This is a genomic window from Massilia sp. 01N410 (assembly GCF_056399665.1).
In genome coordinates this window covers 168,208-194,704 of the sequence record NZ_JBFTRV010000012.1, presented here as the reverse complement: position 1 = coordinate 194,704, position 26,497 = coordinate 168,208, and the positions used below count along the sequence as shown (strand labels likewise).

Below are 26,497 nucleotides of genomic sequence, written 5' to 3'. Positions count from 1 at the left end.
TCTGGTCGTAGGCCTTGGCTTCGCCGCCGAATTTCTTCGACAGAACGGTTGCGATTGCAGCCGTCAGGGTGGTTTTGCCGTGGTCAACGTGACCAATGGTGCCGACGTTGACGTGCGGCTTGGTCCGTTCGAATTTACCTTTTGCCATTCTTGACTCCTAAGATCCTAACGATGTTTGAAATTACCAGGCACGCCTGACGGTCGAAGACTACGACTGCCGTACTAAATTCTGGTGCCCTTGACGTGGATTGAACACGTGGCCTCTCCCTTACCAAGGGAGTGCTCTACCACTGAGCTACAAGGGCTGATTTGAAACTGGAGCGGGTGAAGGGAATCGAACCCTCGTCATAAGCTTGGAAGGCTTCAGCTCTACCATTGAGCTACACCCGCACGAGGCACTTCTCAACTCAACTGCTTTCGATTCACAACACGATCAACGCTTTTTTGGTGGTGGGGGCTGGATTCGAACCAGCGTACTCAGAGAGGGCAGATTTACAGTCTGCTGCCTTTAACCACTCGGCCACCCCACCCGCGAAGAACCGCAGAGTATGAAGCACGGACAAACTACTGTCAACTATTGTTTTATCAGAACTGATCCGACTCACATAGTGTCGTTGCTTCGGGGCGTGATTGTAGCGACCCAAGTGCAAGTCTGCAAGGGCTGTTTTGCAAATTAGCGCCCTGCCCTCGTCCACGGCGCTAGACTGGCTTCATCGGCGAGGACGAACATGGCGCGCTCAGCAGCAAGCAAAGCACGGTGGTACTGGCCGCAACTCCTGCTGGCCGGGCTGGTGACCGTCGGTGTGTACGGGGCCGCGCGCTTCCTCACCGACCTGCTCGCCCTTCCTCCCGGCTATGCCACGCCGGTCTTCCTGCCGGCCGGCGTCGGCCTCGCGCTGGCGGTCACCGGAGGCTGGCGGGTGCTGCCGGCCATCGCGCTGGGCGCTGCCCTGCTGCACCTGCCCGGCGCCTGGCTGTCCCCGGAGGCGGCGCCGGCCGCCGCATGGGCGGCGATGGCCGTCACCACCTTCGGCTCGGTGCTGCAGGCCTGGCTCGGCGCGCTCTGGTTCCGGCGCCTGATACGCCCTGGCCTCGACTCGGCGCGCGACGTCGGCCGCTTCCTGATGCTGGCCCCGGTCATGAGCCTCATCAACGCCACCCTCAGCGTCTCCGCCCTTTATTTGCTGGGCCTGATTCCGCCCGCCGAACGCGCGGCGAACTGGATCAACTGGTGGGCCGGCGACACCATCGGCGTGCTGCTGGCCGCGCCCCTGGTCTGGATCGCCTGCGGGCGCCCGCGGCCGCTGTGGCGCCAGCGGGCGCCGCTGGTGGGCATTCCGCTGGTGCTGGCGGCCGGCGCCGTGGTGGCGGTCTACGAGCAGGCCGTGCACTGGGAAACCCAGCAGCACCTGCAGCCCTACCGGGTGAAAGCCCAGGAGGTGGCCGACGGCCTGCAGGCCGAGATGAACGAACACGAGCGCTTCGTCGGCACCTTCGCCCGCACTCTCGGCGCCGACGAAAAATACATGGCGCGCGACAAGTTCCTGCGCATCGCCAGCGGCTATGTGGGTGGACGCAGCGACATCCTTGCGATCAACTGGATCGTGCCGGTGGCCCGGGCCGAACGCAGCGCCTTCGAAGCCTGGGTGCGCGCCGAGGTCGACCCCGGTTTCCCGGGTCTGCGCGATCTCGGCCTCGGCCGGGCGATGTATCCGGCCGGCGAACGCGATCAGTACCTGCCGGTGCTGTACACCTGGCCACCCGCAAACAACGGCTTTCGCGGCATCGACTACCTGACCGCGCCCGGACGTGCCGACGCGGCCGAGCGCGCCCTGCAGAGCAATCAGGCGGTAGCGACGGCGCCGCTCGAACTGGTCCGCAACGGCAACCCCGGCATCACCCTGTTCCGTTCGGTGGGCGAGCCGGGCCGGTCGCCGGTCGGGCTGCTGGCCCTGGTGCTCGACGTGCCCGCCTTCGTCACACAAGAAGTGCGGCGCAGCGGCTTCGGCGGCTTCCAGCTCAGCCTGACCGACGTCACCGACGCCACGCCGCACCCGCTGCTGGGCGACATGCGGCGGCCGTTCCGTCCGTTCGACTATCCGGTCAAGCTGGGCTTCGGCGGACGCAGCTACATGCTGCGCTTTTCGCCGACCATCGCCTACCTCGAAGAGCAGCGCGGCCTGGTCAGCTGGACGGTGCTGACCTCGGGCCTGCTGCTGACCGCGCTGCTGGGCGCGCTGCTGCTGCTGATCAGCGGCGAGCGCGCCGCGGTCGACGCCCAGGTACGGGACCGCACCACCCGCCTGCGCGACCGCGAGGCGCGCCTGCAGGCCATCCTCGACAACGCGGGCGACGCCATCGTCACCGTCGATGCCGGCGGCGTGGTGGTGTCGGCGAATCCGGCCACGGCGGCGCTGTTCGGCTATCCGCAGGCCCACCTGCAGGGCCTGGACTTCACCACCCTGGTGCCGGGCACCGACGGCGAGGACGGCGCCGCGCTGCTGACGCGCCTGGCCCGGGCGCCGCTTGATGAGCGCGAACTCGACGGCATCAATGCGCGCGCCGAACCTTTTCCGCTGGCGGTCACGGTGTCGCAGGTGGAGCTGCCGGCCGAGCGGCTGTACGTCTGCATGTTGCGCGACCTGACCGAACAGCACCGCTCGCAGGCCCATATCCACCGCCTGGCCCACCACGACCCGCTCACCGGCCTGGAAAACCGCGCCGCGCTCGGCATGCGGCTGGAGCAGCAGCTGGCCCAGGCGCGCCGCTCGAACCTGCCGCTGGCGGTGCTGTTCATCGACCTCGACCACTTCAAGAAGATCAACGATTCGCTCGGCCACCAGGCCGGCGACCAGCTGCTGGTGGGCGCCAGCGCACGCATGAAGGACCTGCTGCGCGACGTCGACACCCTGGCCCGCCTGGGCGGCGACGAATTCATCATCGTGCTGGGCGGCCCCCTGAGCCCGGACAGCGTGACGACGGTGGCGGTGCGCCTGGTCGAATCGCTGCAGCAGCCCTACTACCTGAACGGCATCACCGCGCACAGTGGCGCCAGCGTGGGCGTGGCCCTGTTCCCGGACGACGGCCTGGATGCCGAGACCCTGGTGCGCCACGCCGACATGGCGATGTACGCCGCCAAGCGCGACGGCCGCGGCAATTTCCGCTTCTTCTCGCCGGCCATGAACGCCGCCACCCATGAGCACCTGATGCTGGAAAACCGGATGTGGGCGGCGCTCGAGCACGGCGGCTTCGAGGTCCACCTGCAGGCCCAGGTCGCGCTCGACACCGGGCGCGTGATCGGCGCCGAGGCGCTGCTGCGCTGGCACGATCCGGAGCTGGGCAGCATCGAGCCGGCCCGCTTCATCCCGATCGCCGAGGAGTGCGGCCTGATCCTGCCGCTCGGCGACTGGGTGCTGGGACGCGCCATGGCCCTGCTGATGGAATGGCAGCGCGAGGGCCTGGGCGGGCTGCGCCTGGCGGTCAACCTGTCGGCGCGCCAGTTCGGCGGCGGCGCCCTGCTGGCGCGCCTCGACCAGCTGCTGATCGAGCACCCGATCGACCCGTCGCGGCTGGAACTGGAGATCACCGAGACGGCCGCCATGCGCGACCCGGAAAACACCCGCGCCCTGCTGCGCCAGCTGCGTGCGCGCGGCTTCAAGCTGGCGATCGACGATTTCGGCACCGGCTATTCCTCGCTGGCCTACCTGAAGCTGTTCGCGATCGACCGCATCAAGATCGACCGCGGCTTCGTGAAGGACATCGAGCACGACCCGAACGACGCCGCGATCGTCGGCGCGACCATCGGGCTGGCGCACTCGCTCGGGCTATCGGTGGTGGCGGAAGGGGTGGAGACGCCGGCGCAATGGGGCTTCCTGCGCGACAAGCGCAGCGACGAAGCCCAGGGTTTCCTGTTCGGACGGCCGATGCCGGCGCGCGAATTCGGCGACTTCGTCAGGGCGCAAGCGCAGCCAGTACCTGGCCCTTGAGCGCCTTGATCAGCGAAGTCTCGTCCGGCGGCACGCCTTCCGGCGCGGTCTGGGTGCGGTCGGCATAGAACAGGCCGAGCTGGGCCTGTCCCACCACCAGCGGCAGCACGATGAAGCTTTTCGCATCCGGCAGCAACTGGCGGTGCCAGGCCGGCAGCAGGTCGCGGATCTTCGGGCTGGAGGCATCCGAGATCATCAGGTCGGCGTCGTTCGCCATCGCCAGAAAGAACAGATCCCGGCTGGCGCTGCCGCTGGCCGGCGCCGCCGGGAAGGCAAAGCCGGCCTGGGTGGCGGCCTTGTCGGCGCCGAAGGACACGCGGGCGCGGTACTGGCCGAGCCGAGCGTCCTTCAGGACCACGGTGGCGAAGCGGAAGCCCAGCGCCGTGTACAGCGTCTCCAGCACGGCCAGGACCACGTCGTTGACCTTGTGCTGGCCGGAGGCGCGCATCTGGGTCACGTCCTGGACCCCGGCCAGCAGCAGCTCGCGCGCGTTCTTCGGCTTGCCGCTCGGGTAGCTGCCCTGCGCTTCCTCGCCGGCGCCCAGGGTCGCCAGCAGCAGCACGTTGGGCAGGCCGTCGCCTTCCGGCTCTTCGCGGCGGCGCACCGGCTCCAGGTTCATGCTCTCCAGCAGGGCGGTCATCTCCTGGGCCACCGCGGCGAACAGCTCGCCGAGCTGGGTGGCGTCGATGTTCAGCGCATGGCCGTAGCGCGCCAGCAGGGCCTGGGCCTCCGGCGTCCCGGCCGGTTCGCCGGGCGCCGCCAGCAGGCGCGCCACGTCCAGGCTGAACGAAGCCACCTGGCGCATCCATTCGCCGCGGTTGAGCGCCACCTTCAGCGTGCCCTCCGGCAGCGGGCGCTGGGCGCGCATGATCACGTCCGGGATCTTCCACTCGCCCAGCACCGCCTCCGACAGCGCGTCGTAGCTGCAGCCGATGATCATCTGGGCCGCCTGCGCCAGCCTGTGCTTGCCCGAGGCCACCAGGGCCTTGATCTCGCGGTAGCGCTCATGCTCATGGGAGGCCACCAGCAGCGGACCCAGGTTCTTGAACAGGGCGCCGATCGAGGCTTCCTCGGCGCCCTGGTAAAAGCTGTGGCGCGCCATCTCGCGCCCGACCAGGCTGGCGCACAGCGAGGCTTCCAGCTCCACCCGCACGCTCCAGGCATGCTCGCTGCTGGCGAGGGCGTCCACCAGCAGCATGGCCAGGGCGGTGGTCTTGACGTTGTCGAAGCCCAGCAGGGAGATGGCGCGCGAGATCGTGGTGACGGCGGTGCCGGAAGCGGTGCGGTACTTGACCGTATTCGCCAGGCGCAGGATGCGCTGGGTGAGGGCGACGTCGGACAGCACGTAATAGGCCAGCGCATGGGTGCCTTCGTCGTCCGAGGAGGCCATCTGCACCACGCGCGCGACCGAGCTGCCGAGCGCGAACATGTCTTCGTCGCCGCAGACCTTGTTCAGGAGGGCGGCGCGGACCCGGCGGCCATCGGGGATGTCGTCCGGCGCCAGTGGCGCAAGGGGTACTGCTTTCATGGAAACTTATCCGGCTTTCTTTTGCTGCGAGGCGCGCGGCCCCTTGTTGTATTTCCTCAGCACCTGCTGGTGCAGGCCGGCCAGGGCCGGCAGCTTCGGGTTGACCGGATCGAGGCGGCGCACGCCGGCGATGTAGGCGATCGCCTGCTGGCCGAGGCGCTCGTCCCAGCCGCCGTTGTCGAGGCATTTGAGCACCGCCAGCGCCGCGTTGAACACCACCTGCGGATTGTCCGGCAGCTTGGCGACCGCCTCATGCATCAGCGCCACCGCGCCCTTGAAGTCGCCCTCCTTCGCCTTGGAGGCGCCGCCGGCGACCAGGTCGACCACCTGCTGGCGGCTCTCGCGCGCCAGCTGCTGGGCCAGGTCGGCGCGGCCGGCTTTCTCGAACACCGCCATCGCGCGGCCCATGGCGTCGCCGTTCTGGGCATTGCGCATCACCTCGCGCATCACCTCGGCCGCGCCCTCTTCCATGTCGTTCTCGATCGCCACCCGCGCCAGTTCCAGCTTCAGGTCCGACGCCAGCGTCGGCGCGTCCTTGCTGGCGGCCAGCGCGGCCAGCAGCGACTCGTTCAGGCGCGGCTCGTTGCCGGTGTATTCATGCACCATGCTGGACGCGATCGCGCTGCACAGCGCAGTGCCCTTCTGGAAGGCCATCGACTTGTCGAGGTCGCGGATCACGGCCGCCGCCTGCACCGGATCGCCCTTGCGCACCAGGGTCTGCACCAGGCGCACATGGTCCTGGGGGTCGCGGAATTCGGAATACTTGGCCTTGCTGACCACCTGCTTGAGCACCTTCTCGGCGGTGTCGGTGTCACCCGCCTCGAGGGCCGTCTCGCCCAGCTTGCGCAGGCGCCGCACCGCATGCGGCGACACCGCCACCGCATCGCTCAGCACCGACTGCGCCTTGTCCAGCGCGCCGACCGCCTCGTGGATGCGGGCCAGCCAGTCGTAGGCGTCGACGAAGTTCTTGTTGGTCTCGACCAGGTCCTCGAGAAGCTCCTGGGCTTCGTGGAAGCGCTCGCGCAGGTACAAAGTCTTGGCCAGGCCCAGCCGCGCCCAGGCGATCGCCTTGGCCTCGACCAGGCGGCGGTAGATCGGTTCGGCCAGCTCGGCCTCGCCCAGGAACATGTGCAGCTCGGCGCGCAGGCGCATGAAGTCGATCGCGTGGCGCGGATGCTTTTCCTCGCCCTCGATGCAGGCCTCGATCGCTTCGCGCTGGCTGCCGGATTCCATCAGCTCGTACACCGGCAGGAAGACGTTGCGTTTGTCCAGGGCGCGGGCGATGCGCTCGAGCAGGCGGTCGGCGGTGAAGGGTTTGAGGATGTAGTCGGTGGGGCCGAGTTCGGCGGCGCTGACGACCTTGCCGTAGTCGCCTTCGGCGGTCACCATGAAGAACATGGTCGCCAGCGGCATCAGCTTGTGGTGGCGCACGTCTTCCAGCAGCTGCTGGCCGTCCTGGCCGCCCTCCAGCGCGTATTCGCACAGCACCAGGTCGTACTGCTTGAGGCCGAGATGCTTGACCGCCTGGTTGGAGCTGCCCGCGTGGTCGACCTTGTTCAGGCCGCACATTGTCAGCATGTTATGGATCGTCGCGCGCATCCCGGCATGCGGCTCGATGATCAGGGCGGTCAGCCCGTCTAGTTCGTTCATATCCCGGTTTTTTTCCGTGTCTGCCTGCGTTGGGCGGGTGGGCTGCATGGGCCCGTGCTTGTCCGAGTATATTACGTCCAGGGAACAAAATACTTACTCACGGCTGAGCAGCCGCATGAACTGTCTCAGAAAACCACACTTATCGATTCGTGGCGGCCTGGCGGATCGAGGAACGGCGGCCGTTCACGCATTCGGCGCGCGAACCGCCCACCAGGATGTTCTGGTAGCGCACCTCGTACTTGCCGGCCGAGAGCTTGTCGACCAGGAACCTGGCGCGTCCCAGCACATAGGCATGGCGCACGTTCGAGCGGCGGTCCAGGTCGTAGACCTTGACCAGCACCGGCGAGGGATTGTTGCTGTTGTCGATGAGTATCTGCATTTCCTCGCCCTGGTTGCCGACCGGGAAACTGTCGATGTAGCCGGACTGGGCGGGCCACGGATCGCCGTTCGGCGAGACCTGGCTCTGCAGATCGGTATCGCAGTCGGGCGCGCGCGCCGGCACCACCAGCTGGGTCACGCCGAGGGCCTTGATGTCGGGCGGGACGTCGGACTGGCCGGCGGGACGGGCCCAACCGTCGTTGCTGGCATCGGCGCCCAGTGGGTCGGGCGGCGAATTCGGCGTGACGGCGGCCGCCGCGGGGGGCTTGCCGGCCCAGGCCAGGGCCGCGGGCAATACCTTGGGCGGATCGACCATCAGCGCGGTCAGCCCGACGCCGGCCGCGAAGAAGGCCAGCATCCCGCCCCACCAGCGCGGCGCCAGCAGGAAGCGCCAGCGCGCCGGCGCCGCGACCTGGCGCGGCTCCCACTGCGCTTCGCCACGCGGCCTTTCGCGGCCGTCTTCGCCATGGCTGCTTTCCAGCCACTCGACTTCCCACTCTTCCGAGGCGATCCAGTCGTCGTGCTCCTTGCGGCGCACGGGGTCGGACAGGGCGTTGTAGGCGGTATTGACGATCGCCATGATGCGGGCGGCGCGCTCGTCGTCAGGATTCTTGTCGGGATGGTATTTCTGGCTCAGCGCCTTGTAGGCCGCACGAATGACTTCCTGCGGCGCATGACGCGACACCTTCAGGTTGTCATAGTGTGTGTGGATCTTGGCCATAGGTCGGAGTATGCCAAACAAAGCGGCAGCACAGCATAGCCGGGTTTGTATCCTGAGCGCAAGATGTCAAAATTACAGCTTATGCGAGCGGTCGCTGCGGACGATCGCTTGATCGAGTTCCACACCTTTACCGACCAGCAGCACCTTGAACAGTTCACCCATCTCGGCCGGCGACACCAGTTTCTGCACCGCCTTCGACTGCGGCAGGTAGCGCAGCGCATCCTCGGGATCGGTGCGCAGCAGCAGTTCGCCGATGCCGGCCGCCAGCAGGAAGGAGGCCTGGTTCATGTAGCCGAGCACGTCCAGGCCGGCATCCTGCGCGGCCAGGGCCATGGCGGTGAAGTCGACGTGGGCGGTGATGTCCTGCAGGCCCGGCAGGTAGAAGGGATCCGGGTGCGCATGGTGGCGGTAGTGACACATCAGGGTGCCGCCGGTACGCTCGTCGAAATAATATTCGTGGGCCGGGAAGCCGTAGTCGAACAGCAGCGCCGCGCCCTTCCCGTTCTCGAACATCTGCGCCAGCGAGCGCATGAAGCCGCAGGCGACCGGATGGATTTCGGTCAGGTAACCGTCCTGCAGGAGATCGGCACCGGGAATCTGGCGCGCGATCTGCTCCTGCAGCGCGGCATCGATCCGGCCCGGAATCAGGGTGAAGGCGCCGTCGGCGATGGTGACGTACTGGCGGGCCCAGCCCGTGCCCTCCTTCACGACCAGCTCGACCGGCATGGCGTCCAGCACCTCGTTGGCCAGCACCACGCCGTGGAAACTATCCGGGAAACCGTTCAGCCAGCGCACCTGGGGGAAATCCTTCAAGGCGTCCTGCTGGCGCGCCCGCAGCTCGCCGGACAGTTCGATGATCGTATAGCTGTCGACGGCCACGCCCATCTCGCCCAGCGCGGTGAGCACGTCGCGCGCCAGCTTGCCGGTGCCGGCGCCGAATTCGATGATGTTGGGGCCACTTTGGGCCATAATAGCGGCGCTTGCCCGCGCCAGCGTGGCGCCGAACAGCGGACTGATCTCGGGCGCGGTGGTAAAGTCGCCGTCCCTGCCCAGCTTGGCCGCGCCGCCGCTGTAGTAACCCAGGCCGGGCGCATACAGCGCGAGTTCCATGAAACGCGAAAACGGGATGGCGCCGCCTTGTTCGGCGATCTCGGCAGCGATCAGGCGCTGCAGGGCTTCGGACGCGGCCAGCGCGTCGCTATTCGGTACGGGTAGAGACATCCGGTCATTGTAGGACATATCACGTAGAACATGACAGACACCGCTTCCAAGGACCTTCCGCCTCACGCCGGCCGCGCCCGCGTGGCCCTGGTGACGGGCGCCGGACGCCGCATCGGGCGCGAAATCGCGCTCGGCATGGCGGGTGCCGGCTGGGACGTGGCCGTCCATTACCGCACTTCGCAGGCCGAGGCCGAAGAAGTCGTGCACGCGATCCGCGCGCTGGGCCGGCACGCCGTGGCGCTACATGCCGACCTGGCGAACGAGCATGCCGTGCGCGAACTGCCGCGCGAAACGGTCCACCTGCTGGGCGGCCTGGATTGCATCGTGAACAACGCTTCGTTGTTCGAATACGACAAGCCCGACGCCTTCTCGCCGAGCCTGCTGGCCGTCCACATGCAGTGCAATGTGGCCGCGCCGCTGCTGCTGGCGCAGGAACTGCATGCGCTGGTGCCGGAAGGCGGCCAGGCCGTGGTGGTCAACCTGCTCGACCAGAAACTGTACAATCTCAACCCGGATTTTTTGTCGTACACGCTGTCCAAATCGGCACTGCTCACGGCGACGACGATGCTGGCCCAGGCCCTGGCGCCGAAGCTGCGCGTGGTCGGCGTCGCCCCCGGCATCACGATGGTGTCCGGCGACCAGACCGGGGACGGCTTCGAGCGCGCCCATACCGTCACGCCGCTGGGGCGCTCGTCCACCCCGCAGGACATCGTCGACGCCGTCTGCTATGCGGCGAATGCGCGCGCCCTGACCGGCACCACCCTGCTGGTCGATGGCGGCCAGCACCTGATGCCGCTGAACCGCGACGTGATGTTTTTAACTAAATAAAAGGTTTCTATGTTGTCCGCCCTGTCCCACCCGCAGCTGCGCGATTGCCGCCGCCTGTTCCTGCGCAATTACGAAGTCATGATCAACATCGGCGTGCACGACTTCGAGAAGAAGGGCGAGCAGCGCGTCCTGATCAACGTCGAGCTTTACATTCCGCTGGCGATGTCGACCCCGAAGGACGACCAGCTGCACGAAGTGGTCGACTACGACTTCATGCGCGAAACCATCGCCAGGCGCATCGCGCAAGGCCACGTCCACCTGCAGGAAACCCTGTGCGACGACGTGGTCAAGGCCATGCTGGCCCACCCGCGCGTGCGCGCCGCCGGCGTGTCGACGATGAAGCCGGACGTGTACCCCGACTGCGAAGGCGTCGGCGTCGAAGTATTCCAGATCAAGGATGAAGCATGAGTGAAGTATTGGAAGTGGCCGACAAGCAGGCCGAAAAGCAAGCGTACGAGAACAACAAGCTGCACAAGCGCCTGTGCCGCCTGGTCGGCCAGGCGATCGGCGATTTCAACATGATCGAGGACGGCGACAAGGTGATGGTCTGCCTGTCCGGCGGCAAGGACAGTTATGCCCTGCTCGACATCCTGATGACCCTGCGCGAGCGCGCGCCGATCAATTTCGAGATCGTCGCGGTGAACCTCGACCAGAAACAGCCGAACTTCCCGGCCGAGGTGCTGCCGGCCTACCTGGACAAGCTGGGCGTCCCGTACCACATCGAGAACCAGGACACCTACAGCATCGTCAAGCGCCTGATCCCGGAGGGCAAGACCACCTGTTCGCTGTGCTCGCGCCTGCGGCGTGGCATCCTGTATCGCGTGGCGGACGAGCTCGGCTGCAACAAGATCGCCCTCGGCCACCACCGCGACGACATCCTCGAGACCTTCTTCCTGAACATGTTCTTCGGCGCGAAGATCAAGGGCATGCCGGCCAAGCTGGTCTCCGACGACGGCAAGCACATGGTGATCCGCCCGCTCGCCTACGTGAAGGAAGCGGACACCGAGCGCTATGCGGAAGTCAAAGGCTTCCCGATCATTCCCTGCGACCTCTGCGGCTCGCAGGAAAACCTGCAGCGCAAGCAGATCAAGGCCATGCTGCGCGAGTGGGAAAAGAAGCATCCGGGCCGGGTCGAGAACATCTTCTCCTCCCTGAGCACGGTGGTACCGTCGCACTTGATGGATAGGGACATGTTCGGCTTCGTCGACCTGAAGACCGACGGCATCGCCAATCCGGACGGCGACATCGCCTTCGACGAGGAGCCGTGCTCGACACCGACCAGCGTTCCCGGCACCATTCCGCTGCAGCCCTTATAAAAAAGAAAGCGCTCACCATGCCCCTGTTCCGCCGTTTGCTGTGCGCCGCGCTGGCGGCCCTGTCCCTGCTGCCCGGCCTGGCGGCGGCGGAACCATCCGCCATCTACCTCGTGCGCCACGCCGAGAAGATGGCTGAGGGCAAGGATCCCGACCTGACGCCGCAGGGCCGGCTGCGCGCGCAACACATCGCCGCCATCCTGCGCCACGCCGGCATCACGGCCATCTTCAGCACGCCCACCGCGCGTACCCAGCAAACCGCGGCGCCGCTGGCGCAGCAGACCGGCCTGACGGTTCAACTCTATGATCCGCGCGCACCCAAGGCGCTGGTCGAGAAGGTGCGCGGTCTGGGCGGCGCGGTGCTGGTGGTCGGCCACTCGAACACGCTGCCGGAACTGGTGAAGCTGTTCGGCGGCGCGCCCGGCAGCGACATCCTCGACGACGAATTCGACCGGCTGTACCAGCTGCTGCCCGGCGCCGATGGGCAGGTCAGGACCATCCTGCTGCGCACGCCTTAAGCTGCCTTCTGCGCCGTCGCCTCCGGCTCCGGCAGCCACAGGTGCAGGAAGAGAATCGCCACCGGCACGATCAGTGCCATGAATCCCACCGCCAGGTAGGCGAAGGCGGCGAGGCAGCAGCCGACCGCAAAGGCCAGGATGGTCCAGAAGAACTTGGCGCAGCGCGTACGGACCGTGGCGTCGGCGGCGCCGCGCAGCCAGTCGACGGCATCGATCACCAGCTGGGTCACGTTCCCGGTCATCATCGAGGTCGGCGCCAGGTGGGTCAGCAGCAGCTTGCCGGCGGCGCTGTGGGCGCCCATCGCCGCGGCGCCGAACAGGCCCGCCGCCATCGCCAGCGCGCCGACGCTCTTGCCGACCGGCTCCGCCAGGATCCCGCACACCATGAAACCCAGCAGCAGCACCAGTTGCAGCAGGTAGACCGGCCTGGTAGCAGGCACGCCGCGCCGTTCGCAGCGCGCCACCAGCAGCCTGGCGGCGGCCACGCCCAGGATGAAGGCCGGGAAGGCCAGCAGCTTCAATAGCGAGGGCGTCTGCCTGGTGTCGGCCAGCGACACCGCGATCAGCACGAAGTTGCCGGTGACGTGGGCGGTGAAGAGGCCGAACAGGGCGATGAAGCCGAGGGTATCGACATAGCCCGCCAGGAAGCCCAGGCTGGCGCCCTGCAGGCGCTGGAATTGTGGGGTCTGCATGGCGGACCTCAGAACGCGAAGCAGCTGCAGCCGAAGGCGCCCCAGAATGCGCCGAAGCTTGATACCGGCACATTCGACTTGCGCGCCTTGTCGTGCTGGTGGGCGTGCACGCCGCAGGGACCGCTGCACTGGTGGGCCAGCGCAGCGTGCGATTGCTGCGGCTGGGCGCGGCACGGCGCCAGTGGCCGGTGACCTTCTGTACCGGCGACCACTCGGGCAGCACGGGAATCGGCGGCGGTCCCAGGCTCGTGAACTCGGCGGCGCCATACACGACCTTGCCGCCGACCACGGTCAGCACCGATTCGATCGCCTTGATGTCCTCTTCCGGCACGCTGAAGAAATCGTCCGACAAGGCCACCAGGTCGGCCAGCATGCCTTCCCGGATCCTGCCCTTGCGTCCCTGCTCGTTCGAGAACCAGGCGCTGCCCGAGGTCCACAGTTCGAGCGCGACTTCGCGCGGCAGCTGGCCCTCGGGTCCGTACAGCTGCAGGCCGCCGACGGTGCGGCCCGACACCAGCCAGTACAGCGCCGTCCACGGGTTGTAGCTGGCGACGCGGGTCGCATCGGTGCCGGCGCCCACCGGCACGCCCGTCTCCAGCATCTGCCTCACCGGCGGCGTGGCTTTCGCGGCCTCGCTGCCGTAGCGGTCGACGAAGTACTCGCCCTGGAAAGCCATGCGGTGCTGGATCGCGATGCCGCCGCCCAGCGCTTTTACGCGCTCGATATTCTTCTGGCTGATGGTCTCGCAATGGTCGAACATCCAGTGCAGGCCGTCGAAGGGAATCTCGCGGTTCACCTTCTCGAACACGTCCAGCATGCGGGTGATCGATTCGTCATAGGTCGCGTGCAGGCGGAAGGGCCAGCGACTCGCCACCAGGTGGCGGACCACTTTTTCGAGTTCGTCCTCCATGCCGGCCGCCAGTTCCGGGCGCGGTTCCAGGAAGTCCTCGAAGTCGGCCGCCGAAAACACCAGCATCTCGCCGGCGCCGTTGTGGCGGTAGTAGTCGCTGCCCTGGCCCGGCGCCACCATCTTCGTCCAGCGCCGGAAGTCTTCCAGCTCCTGGCCCTTGCTCTGGGTGAACAGGTTGTAGGCGATGCGGATGGTGAGCTGCTCGTTCCGGTCGAGCTCCTCGATGACGGAATAATCCTCGGGGTAGTTCTGGAAGCCGCCGCCGGCGTCGATCGCGCTGGTGATGCCGAGGCGATTCAGCTCGCGCATGAACTGGCGCGTCGAATTCACCTGCAGGTCGTAGGGCAGCTTCGGCCCCTTGGCCAAAGTCGCGTACAGGATCATCGCGTTCGGCCGCGCGATCAGCATGCCGGTCGGGTTGCCGGCCGCGTCGCGCTGGATCTCGCCGCCCGGTGGATTCGGCGTGTCCCTGGTGTAGCCGACGGCGCGCAGGGCGGCGCGGTTCAGCAGCGCGCGGTCGTACAGGTGCAGGATGAACACCGGCGTATCCGGCGCGGCGGCGTTGATCTCGTCGAGGGTCGGCATGCGGCGCTCGGCAAACTGGAATTCGCTCCAGCCGCCCACCACCCGCACCCACTGCGGATTCGGGGTGCGCTCGGCCTGCTCCTTCAGCATCCGCAGTGCGTCGGCCAGGGACGGCACGCCTTCCCAGCGCAGCTCGAGGTTGTAGTTCAGTCCACCACGGATCAGGTGCAGGTGCGAATCGTTCAGGCCGGGGATCACGGTGCGGCCGTTCAAATCGATCACCTGGCTGCCCTGCTCCCGGTAGCGCATCACCTCTTCGGCATCGCCGACGGCCAGGAAGCGGCCGTCGCGGATCGCCACCGCGCTCACCGAGGGCCGTTCGCGGTCGAGGGTGGCGAACCTGCCGTTGACGAGGATGAGCGCCGGCGCCTTGCGGGTGGTGGACTGTGCTTGCATGCTTCTTCTCCTGGGCGAATTAGCGGATCGGGATCAGCGGACTGCCGCCGGGACGGGCGCCAGCACGTCGTTGCGGCCCTGGTTGCGCGCCGGCGCCTTGTGCACCATGGTGTAGGCATAGTCGACGCCCATGCCGTAGGCACCCGAGTGCTCGGTGACGATCTTCATCACTGCATCATAGCTGTCGCGGTGGGCCCAGTCGCGCTGCCACTCCAGCAGTACCTGCTGCCAGGTCACCGGGACCACGCCGGCCTGCACCATGCGCTGCATCGCGAAGTCGTGGGCATCCTTCGAGGTGCCGCCCGAGGCATCGGCCACCATGTAGATCTCGTAGTCGCCTTCCAGCATGGCGGACAGGGCGAAGGTGGTGTTGCAGACTTCGGTCCACAGGCCGGCCACGATGATCTTCCTGCGGCCATTGCGAGCGAGAGCGTCGCGCACTTTCTGGTCGTCCCAGGAGTTCATCGAGCTGCGCTCGAGGATGGGGTGGTCCGGGAACACGTCCAGGATTTCCGGATAGGTCTTGCCGGAGAAGGAATCGGATTCGACGGTGGTGATCACGGTCGGGATGCCGAAGGCCTTGGCCGCCTTGGCCAGGCCGACCACGTTGTTCTTGAGGGTCTGGCGGTCGATCGACTGCACGCCGAAGGCCATCTGCGGCTGGTGGTCGATGATGATCAGTTGCGAGTTTTGCGGGGTCAGGACTTCCAGTTTCGGGTTGTTCATGTCGTACTCCTTTGTGTATGAATGATGGTTCAGGCCTGGCGGGATTCGCCGTCGGCATTCTTGTCGGCGCTGGGGTTCAGGCCGGTAATCTTCGGTTGGCATTCGCTGGCAAACCAGGCGCGGGTCAACGGTGCGCCTTCGATCACGCGCTTGGCGACCGGTACGATCTGCTCGCCGACCAGCATGCCCAGCAGGCCGATCAGGGCGATGGCCGGCGGCGCCGGCGAACGCACATTGATCAAACCGTAGAGCACGCCTGCCAGGATGCCGGCGCCCAGGGAAATCAGATACATGGCTCGCTCCTCCTTGATCATCATCGACTGCGTCGATATATCGGTCTCTGCATCGTTTTCGCCTGTCCGCTACTTGTTCGATGCGATGGAGTGAGTATGCGTGATTGGATCGGCAATGAAAAACGGATAATCTGCGGGTTTTTAATCGAAATTTTCGAATATCCGATTACAGTTCACTCCCGTGCCGAGTGAAATGCCCAGCAGAAGGCGAGCCTACTGTTCGGCGCGTTTTTCTTTTTCATCTTCGACGTCGCCGATCGCGCCAGGCGCTGATCCTGAAGACGGTTATGGCCAAGCCAGATGAGCGCGGCTGCCGTCGCTAGATTACATCTTGGTAATAACCCTTTCCTCGTGTTGACGCTCATATATGCATATGTTCAGATGCTTGCCACTTCCGTTTCTACCCGGAACGGATGTGTCCTGCATTGAGCCCGGTGCTCGTATAGGTGCTGGTGCTCGCGCAGATCTTCATAAAAAAAGAAAGGAACAGTATGTTCAAGGAGACAATGCTCGCGCGCTCGCTGCGAGTAATCTATTCGAGCGGTATCGCCGCCGGCGTCGGCCTGCTCGCCTTGCCGGCAGCGGCTCAGGATACGACGGCAAGCATTCCCGCACCGGCCATGCAGCGGGTCGAAGTCACCGGCTCGGCGATCAAGCGCACCGAATCCGAGACCGCCCTGCCGATCTCGGTGCTGACCCACGCCGACCTCGAGCGCACCGGCGCCACCACGGCCCAGGACCTGGTGGGCCTGATCCCGTCGAACTTCGGTGGCGGCGTGCTGGCGCAAAACGTCGGTTCGACCGGCAATCCATCGACCGCCAACCTGCGCGGCCTCGGCCCGCAGTACACGCTGGTGCTGCTCAACGGTCGCCGCGTCGCCAACTACGCCTTCGGCAGCAGCCCGGTCGACCTGAACTCGATTCCGCTGTCGGCGATCGAACGCGTCGAGGTGCTGCGCGACGGCGCATCGGCAATCTATGGCGCCGATGCGGTCGCCGGCGTGATCAACTTCATCCTCAAGAAGGACTACCAGGGCGCGGAAGTCTCAGCCTACGACACCAAGGTCCAGAAAGGCGGCGGCAACACCCGCAGCTTCAATTTCACCGGCGGCTACGGCGACCTGTCGACCCAGGGCTTCAACATCCTGCTGAGCGCGAACCACGAGACCGACGAGGCGCTCAAGGCTACCCAGCGCGATTACGCCAGCACCGGCGTGCGTCCGGACCTCGGCCTGATCAAGAATTCGCCACGCAACGGTATCCCCAACTTCAACTTCACGGATAGCAACGGCAACAGCTATACCAACGTCAATCCTTTCCGTTACAAGAACTGCGACAACGCTGCCTTCGCGCTGATCCCGATCGGCAGCCCGACCAAGTGCGGCACCGATTATGTGCGCTTCATCGACCTGATCCCGAAGGCCAAGCACGACAACGTCGTCGCGCGCGGCGTGCTGCAGCTGAATGAGGACAACCAGCTGTACGCCGAAGCCATCCGCACCAAGGACGAGACCACGGCCCACTACTCGCCGGCGCCTTACACCAAGCCGATGATCTACCCGGCGAACGGCCGCTTCTATCCGAAGAGCATCACGCTGCCGAAAGGCATGACCATGCCGGACGGCTCGGTGCTCGCCGCCGACACCGCCGTCACCCCGGTCGGTCCGATGAGCGGTACCTGGCGTACCGTGGCCGGCGGCGGTCGTGCCGACATCACCGACACCACCAATACACGTTTCCTGGTCGGCGCGCGCGGCACCATCGCCGGTTGGGACTACGATACTGCCATCTCGTACTCCAAGAACGAAGGCGTGATCTCGTTCGGCGACGGCCAGTACAGCTATGCCAAGCTGACCCCGCTGATCGCCGCCGGCTCCATTAACGTGTTCGGCGATCAGGATGCGAACAGCCTGTCGGCGCTGCAGGGCGCGCGCCTGACCGGCATGGAAAACAGCGCGACCTCGACCGCCCAGGAATTCGATGCCCGCGTATCCAAGGAACTGATGCAATTGCCGTACGGCGCGCTCGGTTTCGCGGTTGGCGTCGACATGCGCCACGAAAAGCTGGAGCAGGTGTCGTCCGATGCCCTCGCTTCCGGCGACCAGGTCGGCGGCAACGGCCCGGTGCCGGGCGTGACCGGCAGCCGCAAGGTTTACTCGGCCTACTCCGAAGTGTCGGTGCCGCTGTACACCCATCTCGACCTCGACATGGCGGCGCGCTACGACAAGTACAAGAACGACTTCGGCACCTCGTTCTCCCAGGTCAGCCCGAAGGTCTCGCTGCGCTGGCAGCCGATCAAGGAAATCATGGTGCGCAGCTCCTTCGCCGAAGGCTTCCGCGCGCCGACCCTGTACCAGAACCTGCTGCCGTACTCGTATGGCCAGAACACCAACGGCAGCTTCAGCGATCCGGTGCGCTGCCCGGGCGGCCAGCCGATCAAGAGCGTCAACCCGGTCGGCGCGCTCGAGGACGAGTGCAACGTGCAGCTGAGCGCTGCGCGCGGCGGCAATCGAAACCTGCAGCCGGAAAAATCGAAGCAGTACTCGCTGGGTATGGTGTTCCAGCCGACGCAGCACATCAGCGGCTCGCTCGACTACTGGAACACCAAGATCAACAATTCGATTGTCCAGACCTCGGAGATCGGCGTGCTCGGCAATCCGGCGGTGTACCAGGCCAATTACTGGCGCGTCGATCCGAAGACCCTGCCGCTGGATTCGACCGGCAAGCCTTTCCTCGATCCGACCTTGCTCAACAAGAGCAACACGATCCAGGGCAGCACCAATCCGGACTTCCCGCTGGCCTTTGTCGATCTGCCTTACGCCAACTCGTCGCGCTTCTTCGCTTCGGGCCTGGACCTGAACCTGAACTACAAGCAGAACTTCGCCGACATCGGTACCTTCGGCGTCAACATGGATGGCACCTACTATCTGAAGCACGGTTACCAGTATGCGGGCGTGGCCAGTGTCAGCGATCTCGGCAAGTATGAGGACTTCGGTGCGACTCCGCGCTGGCGCCACATCCTGACCTTCAGCCTGAAGCATGGCGCATGGACCGCGTCCCTGACGCACAACTACACGGCCGGCTACCAGGACTATACGAACGCCGACCTGATCGGTCCGGACTACCTCCCGGTCCGCCACGTGTCGTCGAGCAGCACCTTCGACACCCAGCTGGTCTGGAGCCCGATCAAGGCCGTGGACGTGGCGTTCGGCATCAAGAACCTGCTGAACCAGGACCCGCCAAGCTCACGTAACGACCAGGGCTTCCAGGTCGGCTACGATCCGCAGTACGGCAATCCGCTGGGCCGCATGTTCTACCTGCGCGCGAAGTACAAGTTCCTGTAATTCGCATCGGCGGAACGCGTACGCAAGCGCCGGCCGGGTTAGTCCCGCCGGCGCTTTTTCATGTCTTCAGTCCTTCGGTTTCTGGATTTTCGCGTGGATATCGTTTACCGCCATCAGCGCCGCCGAGGCGAAGAACTTGTGGTACTCCGCCACCATCTCGCCATTCACGATCACCGGATCGGTGGCGACGAGCTTCTTCGCTTCCTCGATGTCCGGCGTGTTGAAGACGAAGATGCCGCGCCGTCCCTCGACCCCGTCCAGCGGTCCGGCCAGCACCAGCTTCTTCTCGGCAGCCAGGCGCTGGATGTTCGCGAAGTGCCCCGCGAACATCTTCTTGCGGCCTTCCGCATCCGTCATCTTGTTCGGCCCGGTCTTCAGGATGACGAGCACGTAGTTGCGCATGCCCATGTCGTTGGCGCCGAGCGATTTCGCCAGGTCGGCATCGTAGGTCACGGCAGGCTTGTCCTGGGCGGCCGCGGGGCCCAGTGCGCCCATCAGGGCGGCGGCAAGGAAAAGGCGCTTCATTATGGGCATGACATTCTCCATCGTTAAGATTGCCAGATTAGCATGCGAACCAGATGCAGGAAACCTGTAGCTTTCATACGCCCAGGCGGGTTTTTCGCGCGAATGCGATGTAATATTCCTACCTGCCGCATCAACCCACCTGGACTACTCTTATGCAAATCGGCCATCCTGCCGGCGCTGCGCAAAGCGACGCCCCCGTCAACGCCAATGTCGCCAGCCTGCGCGTCTTCGTGTTCGCCCTGTTCTTCATCTTCGGCGGCATCACCAGCCTGAACGACGTCATCATCCCGAAACTGAAAGACCTGTTCACCCTCAGCTATGCCCAGGCAATGCTGGTGCAGTCGGCCTTCTTTGCCGCCTACTTCATCGTCTCGCTGCCGGCGGCATCGATCGTGCGCCGCATCGGCTATATGCGCACCGCCGTGGTCGGCCTGCTGACCATGACGGCCGGTTGCCTGCTGTTCATCCCGGCGGCTTCGTCGAGCCTGTTCGGCGCCTTCCTGCTGGCCCTGTTCGTGCTGGCCTCCGGCATCACCATCGTGCAGGTGGTGGCCAATCCGCTGATCTCGATGCTGGGCGCACCGCAGACGGCCAGCAGCCGCCTGACCTTCGCCCAGGCCTTCAACTCGCTCGGCACCACCGTCTTCCCCTACGTCGGCGCGATCCTGATCCTCGGTTCGCTGGCCAAGGTCGACCAGGCGACCCTGTCCGCCATCCAGCTGGCGGCCTACCGCGCGGCCGAGAGCCAGGTCGTGGTCCACACCTATATCGGCCTGGCGATCGCGCTGGCCCTCGTGGCGGCCATGGTCTGGGCCAACCGCAAGAAGCTGGCCGAGCACACCAGCCCGCAAGGCAGCATCCTGAACGCCTTCGGCCTGCTGCAGCGTCCGCGCTTCGCCTTCGGCACCCTGTGCATCTTCCTCTACGTCGGCGCCGAAGTGGCGGTCGGCTCGCTGATCGTCAACTACCTGATGCAGACCGACGTGCTGGGCCTGGGCGCCGAGGCTGCCGGCAAGCACGTGCCGCTGTACTGGGGCGGTGCGATGGTCGGCCGCTTCCTGGGCGCCTACGTACTGCGTATCTGCTCGCCGGGCAAGGTGCTGGCGGTGGCCGGCGGCCTGGCCGCCCTGCTGCTGCTGGTGTCCGCCGGCAGCACCGGCGCGGTCTCGGGCTGGGCCCTGCTGGCGATCGGCCTGGTCAATTCGATCATGTTCCCGACCATCTTCACCCTCGCCTCCGAAGGCCTGGGCGAGCGCACCGCGGAGGGCTCGGGACTGATCTGCATGGCCATCGTCGGCGGTGCCGTCGTGCCCCTGATTACCGGCTTCGCGGCCGACATGTCGAGCCTGCGCATGTCGCTGGCCGTGCCCGCCGTCTGCTACCTCCTGATCCTGGTCTTCGGCTGGTACGCGCGCCGTCCGCTGCAGAACTGCTGATCACGGGCGCAAGTCGGTGCCGGCCGGGCGCCCGCCTGGCTGGCCGGCGCGCTCCGGATTGGCGGCGCGCAGCGCGCGTGCGTTGATCCGGGCGCGCTCCTCGTCGCGCAGCCAGCCCCATTTGTTGAAGTAGCGCGCCGCCGACACCAGGTGGTGCCGGAACAGCCGCCAGTCGCGGTAAGACCCCCTCCCGAAATCGTGCACCACCGCCACGTGCGGCACGAACACCGTACGCGCCACCCGGCCGACCCGGCGCGACAGGTCGACATCCTCGAAATACAGGAAGAAGCGCTCGTCGAACAGGCCGACGCGCCGCAGGGTCTCGATCCGCATCAGCAGAAAGCAGCCGGACAGCGCCGGCACGTCCATTACCCGGGTATAGCCGCTGCCATGCAGCTCGTAGCGCGCCAGCCGCCCGCTGGAACTGTGCAGCAGCGGAAAGAAGCGGCGCACCAGCAGTTCGAGCGGATGCGGCAGCAGCTTGCACAGCGGCTGCAGGCGGCCGTCCGGATAGTGCACGCGCGGCGCCAGCAGGCCGACGTCGGGATGCTGCTCCATCCAGGCCAGCAGCTTGCCGATGGCGTCGAGCGGGATCTGGATGTCCGCATGCAGCACGAAGTGGTAGGCGCTGCCGGCGGCGATGGCGTCGCGCAGCGCCAGGTTGTGGGCGCGGGCATAGCCGGGATTGTCGGGCTGGTGGCGGTAGTGCGCGCCGAAGCGCCCGGCCAGCGCGCGCAGTGTATCGGCCGGCGCGTTGTCGACCAGGTAGACCAGCAAGTCCGGCCTGGCGGTGGTGACGCTGGCCAGCAGCCGCTCGAGCCGGTCGCGCCGGCTGCGGTAGCAGACGATGGAGCAACTGGCCGGCGGATTCACGATCGTCGCGCCCGCCAGCCTGCCGCGTCCTGGTAGCACTTCATGTCCTTATTCATTGCCGCCTCCCGTATCGATGACTCGTCCATACAGGATCAGAGCGGCCGCGCCGGCTGCAGTTGCAGGGCAATGGCCGGCGCTTGCGACAGATCAGATCACAGAACGGTATCGCTACGCATCACCGGATAGAGGTTCAGGCGCTCGTCCCAGGACGGATGGCGGCGCGCAAAGAACTCCAGGCGCGCATGCGGATTCCTGGCGAAGGCGGCGTCGCTCTCGACCTTGCGGCGGAATTCCGCGGCCAGCGCCGGATCCTTCGCCATCTGTTCGCGCGCGACGTCCTCGGCCACGTACTCTTCCATGTATTCCTTGCGCTCGAAGGCGTTGTTGAACTCGCCCCAGGCCAGCAGCGAATCCGGCGCCTGCGGTTCGAACAGGGCCATCACCAGGCGCGCCTTGGGCTGGGCGATGGGCACGAACAAGGATCCCTTGGCGACCGCGCGCGGCTCCTGCTTCCACGTGCCCTGTACCGTCAGGCGCTGGTGCGACTCGAAGGAGCCGGCGGAGAAGGTCGCCTTGTCGGCGCGGAAGGTTTCTACGTTCACCTGGTCGAGCGCCCTGTCCAGCTTGCGGAAGCCGATGCCGTGCTGGACCAGCCTGGCCGCGACCATCTGCGCGAACGCGGCCGGCACCACATAGCCGGCGCCCGGCGCCTTCACCTGCAGGTCGTCGACCACCTCGTCGCGCAGCGGCACATGCCAGACTTGCGGCCTGGTCTCGTCGTAATGCGTCATCATCATGCCGGATACGTCGGACATGGTGCGGGTATAGGCATAGCCCTGGAAGTCGACCATCGTGGTCTTGTCGGTGGTTTTATAGCTCAGGGCCACCGGCTGGCCGGCAATGCGGGTGGCGCGCGCGTCGGCATCGAAGGCCAGCTGCTGCCATTCCTTGCCATGGGCCGCGACCTGGTTCAGGATCGAGACGATGGCATTGTGGGTGATCCGCACGCGGGTCGGATAATCCTTCCACGAATGGGTCTCGACCAGCAGGGACATCCGGTTACGCAGCAGGAAATAGCCGGTCGAAAAACGCGGCTCGTAGACGGTGTTGCGGAAGCCCGAGGCCGGGTTGTCGTTTTCCACGAAGGACATGTAATAGGACTGCGGCGAGGAGCCCTCCTTCGTGATGTCGGCGATGACGTTCGTGCGCAGCGCCAGGCCGGCCTTGCGGAACTCCAGGTCGCCGGAGTTGACCGGCTCGACCTGGATCGAGACGTCGTGCTGGAACATGGCGCCGTCGGTCACGTGCAGGTCGACATAGGTCAGCGGATCCCAGTCGTTCACCAGCTTCAGCATGGCCTGCATCTCGGGGGCGTCGGCCTTCATGTAGTCGCGGTTCAGGTTGAAGTTCTGGGCCGTGGTGCGCCAGCCCATCTCGACCGGGCCACGCTGGTTCGGGCGGTTCCATTTGGCGAAGCGCTCGTGGCCGTCGACATTGAACACCGGCACGAAGATCAGCACCTGCTTGTCGAGCGCACCCTGGGCGATGCGGTTTTCCAGCATCTCGCGCACGGCCAGGAAGCCGGCGTCCTTGCCGTCGATCTCGCCGGCGTGGATGCCGCCCTGGATCAGGGTCACCGGCAGCTTCTGCTTGCGCGCCGCCTCGGGCGTGAACGCGTTGGCCCGGGTGACGGCCAGCGCCATCATCGGCCGGCCTTCCGGCGTGGTGCCGAACTGGAAGCACTTGACCTGCTTCGGGTACGCCTGCTGGAAGGCGCCGCACAGCTTGATGACTTCGTCGTAGCGGCCGGTGGCCGTGAAGCCCGAGCGCTCCGACACGGTGGCCAGGTCGGGAGCGGCGTGGGCAAGGGGAACGGCAGCCAGCGTGGCCAGCAGTAACGCAGAACGAATCATCTAGTGCTCCGGCAGAGTTGGGAAAAATTCAATCCGGAAATTATAGACGTGGAATGCGTTGCACTGCATCTCAACGTCGTCCCCGCGAAGGCGGGGACCCAAGTTTGCATGCGCCGTCGAAACGCGTACAAACTTGGATTCCCGCTTTCGCGGGAATGACGATCCAAGCGCAGCGTATCAGCGTCAGCGCTGCCGCGGCGGATAAATCGAAATCTCCTTGACCTGCGGCCGCACCAGCTCCATCGGCACCGCGCTCGCGCGTCCCGTGCCGGATGCCGGGCAGGCATTCGTGGCGCGGTAGGCCAGGGCTGCGGACAGCAGGCTTTCGGCCGTGTCGCCGAGGGCGTGGTTGAGGTCGTCGGCCACCTTGCAGGTCGGTGCGAAGCCGTCCGCGAAGTCGCCGAAACCCTTGGCGTTCACGCCCTGGAACTCGATCGAGAAATAGGTCGTGCCGCAGTTGTCGACCGGGGTGAAGCCGTAGGGCTTGCCGCAGGTCTGGCCGCCGATGATGTCGACTTCGACGTCGACGCCGCGCAGGCCGTTGATCACGGCTTCGCTGGCCGAGCAGGTGCCCGCGGTGGTCAGCACGGTCACGCGCTTCAGGCCCAGGTAAGGCAAGGCGGCTCCCGCCGGCGCCGGGTTCGGCGACGAGAAGCCGTAAGCCGTGTTACGGAAGGGAATCGGTGCGTCCGGCGCCGTCTTGTTGTTGTAGACCGGGCGCTCGAAGGTCTTGCCGGCCGAGGCCGGTCCCGCGACCATGTAGGCCAGTTCGCTGGCGACGTACAGCAGGCCGCCGCCGTTGTAGCGCATGTCCAGCACCAGGTCGCTCACGCCCTGGCTCTTGAACAGGTTGAAGGCGTCGATCAGCTGCTTCTCGGCCACCGCGTTGTGGTCGTCGAAGGTCAGGTAACCGACCTTGCCGGTCGCGGTATCGATCACCTTGGTGTTCTTCACGGACGCGCTGGCGACCACCTGCGAGACCAGGGTCACCTCGAAAGTCGTGCCGCCGCGCTGGACCTGCAGGCGGTGCGATTCGCCCGCATTGTCCGGGAACAGCCCGGCATTGATGGTGGCGACAGCGCTGGTACCGGTGGTATTGATGAAGTCGATGCCGTCGACCGCCACCAGCATGTCGCCGCGCTGCAGGCCCGCGTTCGCCGCCGGCGAGCCCGGCTCGACGATGGACGCCAGCCAGGTGCGCGGCGCGGAGGCGGAATTGCGCGACCAGGTCAGGCCGTAGCCGACTTCCTCGCCGGCCGTGGTCAAGGCATCCCACTCGGCGGTCGTATAGGTGAAGTGGAAACGGTCCTTCGGCTTGCCGGAGGCCGTCAGCGCCGGCGTCTTCAGCGCCGCGAAATAGTCGAGGGTGTTGCCGTAGTCGGCCATCCGCACGGTCGACGGGATCTCGTCGTACCACAGGTAGTAGCGGTCGGCCCAGCCGCGCAGGAATTTCATTTCGTCCTGCAGGGCGCCCTGGCGATCCGGGAAGGCCAGGCCCTGCGCATCCACGCCCGTGCGCGGCGCGGCGCACATGTTGGCGTAGTTCATGAAATCGGTCGGGATCGGATCCGCCGGCGTGCCCGGGATCGTCGGGGTGACCGGGGTGCCCGGATCCGTTGGCGTGCCGCCGACCGGGGTGCTCAGGGATGCGCCACCTCCGCCGCCACCTCCTCCGCAGCCGGACAGCAGGACGAGGGCCGCGAGGGCAGACGCAAGGAAACGGGAGAGGATGGCCGGACGGCCGGTGCGTGCATATGACGGGCTCATGCGCCCGATTATAGACGCGCCGGGCCCGTCAATTGCAAGCAACTGTAACAGTTGGGGCGGCGCGACATTCGCTGCGATCTAACTGTCCAGCGCCAGCTTGCGGGCGGCCGCACGGAGATAGGCGAGATCGCCGTATTCCCGGTATTCGCACAGCGCGGAATAGCAGAGCTTGATGACGTGGTCGTCGCTGGACAGCAGCGCCCGCTCCGCGATCGCCTGCTCGCCGATCTCGGGCCAGCTGTCGCCGGATGCCCGCCGGCTTGCCGGAGCGACCACGACCGTGAGCCAGGCCGCCAGCGCCGCCTGCCACAGGTAGCGCAGGGCCAGCGCCTTGTCGTTGGCATAGCGCTGCACGATGCGGAAGGCGTGGCAGCCGGTGACGATGTGCAGCAAGGTGAAATCTTCGCGCTGCACATAGGCCCGCAGGGCGAAGCCCGCCACTTCGCGCAGGGTGGGCGCAGCGAGCGGCTGCACCACCGCCCCCGCCAGCGCCGGGTCCCAGGCGATCTCGAGCATCCTGTCGATGATGATGCCCGGCTTGAACACGTGCTGGTCCAGTTTCAGGCGCAGCCTGTCGGCGATCTGTTCGAGCCCGCCCTCGGCCGGCTCCAGCGACAGCGGCAGGGTGACGTATTCGCTGGCCCAGTAAGCCAGCGCCAGCGCGATCTCGTCCTCGAGCCCGCCCTCGATGGCATAGGCCAGGCGGATCATGGCGTGGAAGGCGGACGCCGCCAGGCCCGGAATCAGGGTCGGCACCCAGTCGTGCAGCACGGCGTCGACACCCGCCTCGCGGATGCGGTCCTGGAAGAAACTCACGAAGCGCGGATAGTCGCCGCTGCTGCCCAGGTAGTCGTGGGGATCGAGTTCGCTGCGGCGGAATAGCGCCACTGGCGC

Annotated in this window: 20 protein-coding genes, 3 tRNA genes and 1 pseudogene; 7 read left to right on the top strand and 17 right to left on the bottom strand. The window is 66.2% G+C overall.

Annotated elements, in window-relative coordinates; all coding sequences use genetic code 11:
• From AC1DOP_RS17395 to AC1DOP_RS17380, 4 genes are all read right to left on the bottom strand, one after another.
• Nucleotides 1-148 (bottom strand): GTP-binding protein (locus AC1DOP_RS17395; protein ID WP_259170423.1); only part of this gene is annotated, 148 nt, incomplete at its 3' end.
• Between the two features lie 82 nt (nucleotides 149-230).
• Nucleotides 231-305 (bottom strand) — tRNA-Thr (locus AC1DOP_RS17390).
• Nucleotides 306-316: 11 nt separating this feature from the next.
• Nucleotides 317-390, bottom strand: a tRNA-Gly gene (locus AC1DOP_RS17385).
• Between the two features lie 55 nt (nucleotides 391-445).
• A tRNA-Tyr gene (locus AC1DOP_RS17380) sits at nucleotides 446-530 on the bottom strand.
• Between the two features lie 198 nt (nucleotides 531-728).
• Here AC1DOP_RS17380 and AC1DOP_RS17375 point away from each other — a divergent pair.
• Nucleotides 729-3,986 carry a bifunctional diguanylate cyclase/phosphodiesterase gene (locus tag AC1DOP_RS17375; RefSeq protein ID WP_477252434.1) on the top strand — a complete coding sequence of 1,086 codons (3,258 nt, stop codon included), beginning with the start codon at nucleotides 729-731 and terminating at the stop codon, nucleotides 3,984-3,986.
• On the opposite strand, the gene AC1DOP_RS17370 is transcribed toward AC1DOP_RS17375, so the two are convergent.
• The 4 genes from AC1DOP_RS17370 to AC1DOP_RS17355 form a co-directional block, all read right to left on the bottom strand.
• Nucleotides 3,952-5,514: an HDOD domain-containing protein gene (locus AC1DOP_RS17370; protein ID WP_442124500.1), complete on the bottom strand. Its 1,563-nt coding sequence runs from the start codon at nucleotides 5,512-5,514 to the stop codon at nucleotides 3,952-3,954. The two genes, AC1DOP_RS17375 and AC1DOP_RS17370, sit on opposite strands and share 35 nt — an antisense overlap.
• A 6-nt stretch (nucleotides 5,515-5,520) precedes the next feature.
• Nucleotides 5,521-7,164 (bottom strand): response regulator, encoded by a 1,644-nt coding sequence (locus tag AC1DOP_RS17365; RefSeq protein WP_477252432.1) that lies wholly within the window; start codon nucleotides 7,162-7,164, stop codon nucleotides 5,521-5,523.
• Between the two features lie 139 nt (nucleotides 7,165-7,303).
• Entirely contained in the window at nucleotides 7,304-8,263 is a 960-nt protein-coding gene (locus tag AC1DOP_RS17360) for a J domain-containing protein (protein WP_442124498.1), read from the bottom strand.
• A gap of 72 nt (nucleotides 8,264-8,335) precedes the next feature.
• Nucleotides 8,336-9,484: a class I SAM-dependent methyltransferase gene (locus AC1DOP_RS17355; RefSeq protein ID WP_442124497.1), complete on the bottom strand. Its 1,149-nt coding sequence runs from the start codon at nucleotides 9,482-9,484 to the stop codon at nucleotides 8,336-8,338.
• Nucleotides 9,485-9,514: 30 nt separating this feature from the next.
• Here AC1DOP_RS17355 and AC1DOP_RS17350 point away from each other — a divergent pair, with 30 nt between their 5' ends.
• From AC1DOP_RS17350 to AC1DOP_RS17335, 4 genes are read left to right on the top strand one after another with little or no spacing between them, the layout of a single operon-like run.
• Entirely contained in the window at nucleotides 9,515-10,312 is a 798-nt protein-coding gene (locus AC1DOP_RS17350; RefSeq protein ID WP_477252429.1) for an SDR family oxidoreductase, read from the top strand.
• Between the two features lie 9 nt (nucleotides 10,313-10,321).
• Nucleotides 10,322-10,720, top strand: coding sequence for a dihydroneopterin aldolase (locus tag AC1DOP_RS17345; protein WP_442124495.1), 399 nt, complete (start codon nucleotides 10,322-10,324; stop codon nucleotides 10,718-10,720).
• Nucleotides 10,717-11,628 (top strand): tRNA 2-thiocytidine(32) synthetase TtcA, encoded by a 912-nt coding sequence (gene ttcA, locus AC1DOP_RS17340; RefSeq protein ID WP_442124494.1) that lies wholly within the window; start codon nucleotides 10,717-10,719, stop codon nucleotides 11,626-11,628. Before AC1DOP_RS17345 ends, ttcA begins: the two co-directional genes overlap by 4 nt.
• Nucleotides 11,629-11,645: 17 nt before the next feature.
• Complete coding sequence (locus AC1DOP_RS17335) at nucleotides 11,646-12,143, top strand: SixA phosphatase family protein (protein ID WP_442124493.1); 498 nt, start codon at nucleotides 11,646-11,648, stop codon at nucleotides 12,141-12,143.
• Here the strand turns inward: AC1DOP_RS17335 and AC1DOP_RS17330 are convergent.
• From AC1DOP_RS17330 to AC1DOP_RS17315, 4 genes and pseudogenes are all read right to left on the bottom strand, one after another.
• Nucleotides 12,140-12,835 (bottom strand): YoaK family protein, encoded by a 696-nt coding sequence (locus tag AC1DOP_RS17330; protein ID WP_477252426.1) that lies wholly within the window; start codon nucleotides 12,833-12,835, stop codon nucleotides 12,140-12,142. The two genes, AC1DOP_RS17335 and AC1DOP_RS17330, sit on opposite strands and share 4 nt — an antisense overlap.
• Nucleotides 12,836-12,843: 8 nt before the next feature.
• Nucleotides 12,844-14,726 (bottom strand): annotated as a pseudogene (locus tag AC1DOP_RS17325) (amidohydrolase).
• A gap of 33 nt (nucleotides 14,727-14,759) precedes the next feature.
• Nucleotides 14,760-15,452 carry a hydrolase gene (locus AC1DOP_RS17320; protein WP_442124490.1) on the bottom strand — a complete coding sequence of 231 codons (693 nt, stop codon included), beginning with the start codon at nucleotides 15,450-15,452 and terminating at the stop codon, nucleotides 14,760-14,762.
• Nucleotides 15,453-15,481: 29 nt separating this feature from the next.
• A complete protein-coding gene (locus tag AC1DOP_RS17315; RefSeq protein ID WP_442124489.1) occupies nucleotides 15,482-15,745 on the bottom strand; it encodes a XapX domain-containing protein in 264 nt (87 codons plus the stop codon).
• A gap of 491 nt (nucleotides 15,746-16,236) precedes the next feature.
• Between AC1DOP_RS17315 and AC1DOP_RS17310 the strand changes: the two genes are divergently transcribed.
• A complete protein-coding gene (locus tag AC1DOP_RS17310; RefSeq protein ID WP_477252423.1) occupies nucleotides 16,237-19,089 on the top strand; it encodes a TonB-dependent receptor plug domain-containing protein in 2,853 nt (950 codons plus the stop codon).
• A gap of 66 nt (nucleotides 19,090-19,155) precedes the next feature.
• Here AC1DOP_RS17310 and AC1DOP_RS17305 read toward each other — a convergent pair whose 3' ends face one another.
• Nucleotides 19,156-19,623, bottom strand: coding sequence for a YciI family protein (locus tag AC1DOP_RS17305; protein WP_477252421.1), 468 nt, complete (start codon nucleotides 19,621-19,623; stop codon nucleotides 19,156-19,158).
• Nucleotides 19,624-19,766: 143 nt separating this feature from the next.
• Here AC1DOP_RS17305 and AC1DOP_RS17300 point away from each other — a divergent pair, with 143 nt between their 5' ends.
• A complete protein-coding gene (locus AC1DOP_RS17300; RefSeq protein WP_477252419.1) occupies nucleotides 19,767-21,050 on the top strand; it encodes a sugar MFS transporter in 1,284 nt (427 codons plus the stop codon).
• Here the strand turns inward: AC1DOP_RS17300 and AC1DOP_RS17295 are convergent, their stop codons facing one another.
• The 4 genes from AC1DOP_RS17295 to AC1DOP_RS17280 all read right to left on the bottom strand — a co-directional run bounded on the left by AC1DOP_RS17295 (nucleotide 21,051) and on the right by AC1DOP_RS17280 (nucleotide 26,491).
• Nucleotides 21,051-21,962 carry a glycosyltransferase gene (locus AC1DOP_RS17295; protein ID WP_477252417.1) on the bottom strand — a complete coding sequence of 304 codons (912 nt, stop codon included), beginning with the start codon at nucleotides 21,960-21,962 and terminating at the stop codon, nucleotides 21,051-21,053.
• Nucleotides 21,963-22,075: 113 nt separating this feature from the next.
• Complete coding sequence (locus AC1DOP_RS17290) at nucleotides 22,076-23,836, bottom strand: M14 family metallopeptidase (protein ID WP_442124484.1); 1,761 nt, start codon at nucleotides 23,834-23,836, stop codon at nucleotides 22,076-22,078.
• A gap of 183 nt (nucleotides 23,837-24,019) precedes the next feature.
• Nucleotides 24,020-25,603 carry a S41 family peptidase gene (locus AC1DOP_RS17285; protein WP_442124483.1) on the bottom strand — a complete coding sequence of 528 codons (1,584 nt, stop codon included), beginning with the start codon at nucleotides 25,601-25,603 and terminating at the stop codon, nucleotides 24,020-24,022.
• 78 nt (nucleotides 25,604-25,681) lie between these two features.
• Nucleotides 25,682-26,491 carry a questin oxidase family protein gene (locus AC1DOP_RS17280; RefSeq protein WP_477252414.1) on the bottom strand — a complete coding sequence of 270 codons (810 nt, stop codon included), beginning with the start codon at nucleotides 26,489-26,491 and terminating at the stop codon, nucleotides 25,682-25,684.
• Nucleotides 26,492-26,497: the final 6 nt, after the last annotated feature.